Raw genomic sequence first — 3,712 nt, forward strand, 5'->3', positions numbered from 1 at the left:
TAACCGATATTTTCCCTCGATACCAAGTATCCAATTTGAAGCTCGGTTATTCCATTGATATTTCGCTTCAGCTTCCAGAGCCCATTCGTTTTCAAAGTAGGATGCTCCAAGAGAAGCGAAATAGAGACTTTCATTTTCGGAAAATTGTAAGCCTATTGAAAAGAAAGTTAGGAGATTCTCTTCAACTCGACGAATATCTTTTACATAAGCAACAAACGCCGACTCTTGAACATCTCCCCAAAAGCCTTTGAGTCCAATTCCTAAATTGATGGTTTCGGGAGTGTCTTCATCGGTATGAACAGCATATTCCAAGCTTACTTTCCCTAACCACAGGTTTTTATCAGAAGCTTTTAAAAGCTGCCCATAAAGTCCAAAATTTTCACCAGATAGAACTTTAACTTCTAAACCATACCAGAATTGTGGTGTGGTCTGATATTCAGGGATTATAAGAGTTCCATACCAGGCACCTAAACCGAATTGATACTCGGTTGTCGTTTTGCGAATAGTTGAGGGACTAACTTTTATATCTTCACTCTTTAATTTAACCACCAGAGGAGATTCTTGGGGGGTTTTTCTTTCGGCTTCCAAAAAAACCACCAGTTGACTTTCCTCTTCTAAATTTACTGATTCAGCATCTTTATTTTTTTCCAGCAATTTATTTCTAATTTCGCTGGTTTTCGTTGTATTGACACCAGCGATAAAAAGAGGTTCCTTCTCGATTAATGTAACCGAAGTAACTGTATCCCGGCTGATAATAACCGGAAGTGTTTCATTTTCGTTCTCAAGATTTTTAAACTGGGTTTCTAAATTAATCTTAATTTTTCCCTCACCGATATATTGGGGAGTTACTCTGAGACCAGCTCCTAATTCAATAATTTCAAGATTGCTGGTTGTTCCAGCAGTGCCTTCGGTTTCTATTGAATAATAGACATCTTTTCCAGACCAAATGCGCCCTTCTTCTCCCTCTAAAACTATAATTTCTGACTCACTATGGATAACTGCTTCACCGCTTTCCTGCAAGGCACGCAAAACCGCATCGATTTTTTCCAGCCTTTCAAAACTTCCTCCTATTGAAGCCGCAGAACCGATTTGTAAGTTTTGATCGCCACCGGCAGTCACATCAAGGCCGATATCTTGCAAAGTCTCATTTTTGACTTCGGCAATTATGGATTTAACCTGGATATGTTCTTTGGGGTGATCTATTTTCTCAATTTCTTTTTTAATTTCTTCTCTTAAACCTTCTGGTCCGGAAAGAATTACTGAATATGGAGCATCAATGATCAAATTGCCCGCATACTGAGGGAGTAGTTTAAAAAGTTCCTTGCTGGAGATGTAATTTAAAGGATACTTTTCTGGGGAACTAATTTTTATATAAGCTGAACTTCCGACTGGCGGAGTACCGATATAATATACTCCATCGATCAAATACCATCTGACATCGGTGTTTTTCAGTATGAGATCGAGTGCTTTTTCAAAGGTGACTCCATCTTTGCGTATATCGACTTTTCCCGGTATGTTTTGAAAAAAAACGATTTCAACATCAGCCTGAAAAGCAGCTGTAAGCAGTGCTTCTTTAATTGAAATATCTGGGCAAAAAAGATCAATTTTCGGTTGGTCTGTATCAGAAATTGCATATACAGAATTTGGCGATAAAGAGAGCATGAAATATATAAGAAGTAGATGAACAATGAAATATTTTTTGCACCATCTTCGACTCATAATTCCTCTCTTTTCTAAATGATTTTTGGTGTAATCAGAATCACGATATCTTTATCATCGACGGTTTGCTTTTTATTCCGAAACAAGCCTCCGATAAGCGGGATATCACCCAAAATGGGAACCTTGGTTTTGGTGGTAACTTCGATAAGTTGTCTTAATCCTCCAATAACAATGGTTTCACCATCTTTGACGCGCACTGTAGTAGAGACAATACGGCGGCTGATCACCGGTAAATCCTGAATTCCAGCTCCGACCACGTTACTCACTTCGGGAGAAAGAACCAAAGTAATGCTTCCATCGGGATGGATACGGGGTGAAACGGTCATGATGACACCAGCGGAGATAGTTTCCAAGCTGGTGGTGGGGAAAGCGGCTGACCCAGTGGTTATAGCAAAATATTCATCTCGCAATACTCGGATTTCACCTTGCTCTCCATCGAGCACCACCAAGCGTGGGTTGGAACGAATACGAGCCTTTCCCTCCTTTTTGAGCAAATTCAAAGTTGCAGTTATTCTCTCTAAACGTTCAAAAATCCCTCCGATACTAGCCAACTCACCAAACTGCAACCCATAGGAACCCGTATTCGCTCCTCCCCACTCGATTCCAATATTTTCTGCTTCTTCCCCGGAAATTTCGGTAACGACTGTATCGAGCATTACTTGTTTTCGCGGTGTATCAGTAATCTCAATAATTTCCTTAATTTTTTCGATAATTTCATCGGGTGCAGTTATAGTGACGAAACCTTTCCCCGTTATGGCTTTGACAAATTGGGAATAATATTCAGGAAGTATGGAAATAAGTTCTTCTGCGGTTAAATCAGTAAGGTCAATGCGAACTGTGCGGGTGATGTTTTTAAAAGCAGGACTGTCCAAAGAACCAGAGCTCACCAAATAATACCCATCCATCTTTTTATAAACGAAGCCTCCAGGAGCAAGGACCATTTCCAAGGCTTTTTCCAGAGAAACGTCGGTGACTTCGAGGGTAACAAATCCGGAAACTGAATCATCGACTAAAATGGTGACCATTGCCTGGCTAGCGATATCCATTAAGGCTTCGCGAATATCGGTATCATAAAAGACGTTTGAAATAAGAATTGGTTCCTCAAGAATTTCCTCATCAAGCATTTCTTCCTCTGGTTCAGTAATTTCTTGAGCAAATGAAAAAAGAGGGATGAAGCAGAGGGTAATAATAACTGTCATAAAAACCACTAAAAACCTATTCGAATTATTCATAAATTAACCCTCCTCAAATATTTCCTGGATTTATTATAATAAAAATTTATTATAAAAAATATAGTACTAAAGCATTATTTTTTTTTATTTATATAGGCAATTCAGATTATTTTTTAGCGGTTTCCAACCATGGAGACAAATGACGAAGTTAAATCCGGGTCGAAGAAGGAACCCGAAAGCTTTTCAATTTCTTCGATGGCTTTCGAAGAAGACATGGCTTGGTGGTAAGGCCGAGGAGAAGTCATCGCCTGATAAACGTCACACATACTGAGAATTCTGGTGAGATAAGGAATATTATCTTTTGAAATCCGGTGAGGATATCCCTGTCCATCGAAACGCTCGTGGTGAGAAAGAATAATTTCAGAGAGCGGCTTCGCTTCATCAACGGTCCGGGTCATTTTGGAGCCAATTTCAGGATGGAAAAATATACTCCGTCTTTCTTTGGTCGTTAAACTTTCCGGTTTATTTAAAATTTTGGGATCGATTCCAACTTTTCCTAAGTCATGAAGGCGAGCGGCTTGGTATAAAGTAATGACTTCTGATTTCTTTAAACCTAAGTGGTGAGAGAACTCCAAAGAAAGCTGAGCCACTTCCTGAGAATGATTCCGGTCATAACGATCACGGGCATCGACTGCTTCGGCCAACATCGATAAGACCTCAAAATTTAAATTAGAAAATACTCGATTTTTTACTGAATAATTACTAAATAGGTCGCGAAAGTAGATTATTTTACCACGGCCAAATTGTTTAGCGACTAATAA

3 protein-coding genes are annotated in these 3,712 nt (G+C 39.3%); all 3 read right to left on the reverse strand.

Annotated elements, in window-relative coordinates:
- On the reverse strand, nucleotides 1–1,719 hold a 1,719-nt coding region (locus tag PLK24_RS09655), incomplete at its 3' end, for a secretin GspD/PilQ domain-containing protein (protein ID WP_324478607.1).
- A gap of 14 nt (nucleotides 1,720–1,733) precedes the next feature.
- The gene (locus tag PLK24_RS09660) at nucleotides 1,734–2,951 is read right to left on the reverse strand and encodes a type II secretion system protein GspD (RefSeq protein WP_324478610.1); all 1,218 of its coding nucleotides are present in this window, start codon (nucleotides 2,949–2,951) and stop codon (nucleotides 1,734–1,736) included.
- A gap of 113 nt (nucleotides 2,952–3,064) precedes the next feature.
- Nucleotides 3,065–3,712: HD-GYP domain-containing protein (locus PLK24_RS09665; RefSeq protein ID WP_324478612.1), on the reverse strand; the 648-nt coding region annotated here is incomplete at its 5' end.

The sequence above is a fragment of the Atribacter sp. genome, from assembly GCF_035418125.1.
Lineage (GTDB): Bacteria > Atribacterota > Atribacteria > Atribacterales > Atribacteraceae > Atribacter > Atribacter allofermentans.

What these genes read in the sequence shown, in the direction of transcription:
- PLK24_RS09660 (WP_324478610.1), bottom strand. Translation starts at nt 2,951, where the DNA reads ATGAATAATTCGAATAGGTTTTTAGTGGTTTTTATGACAGTTATTATT.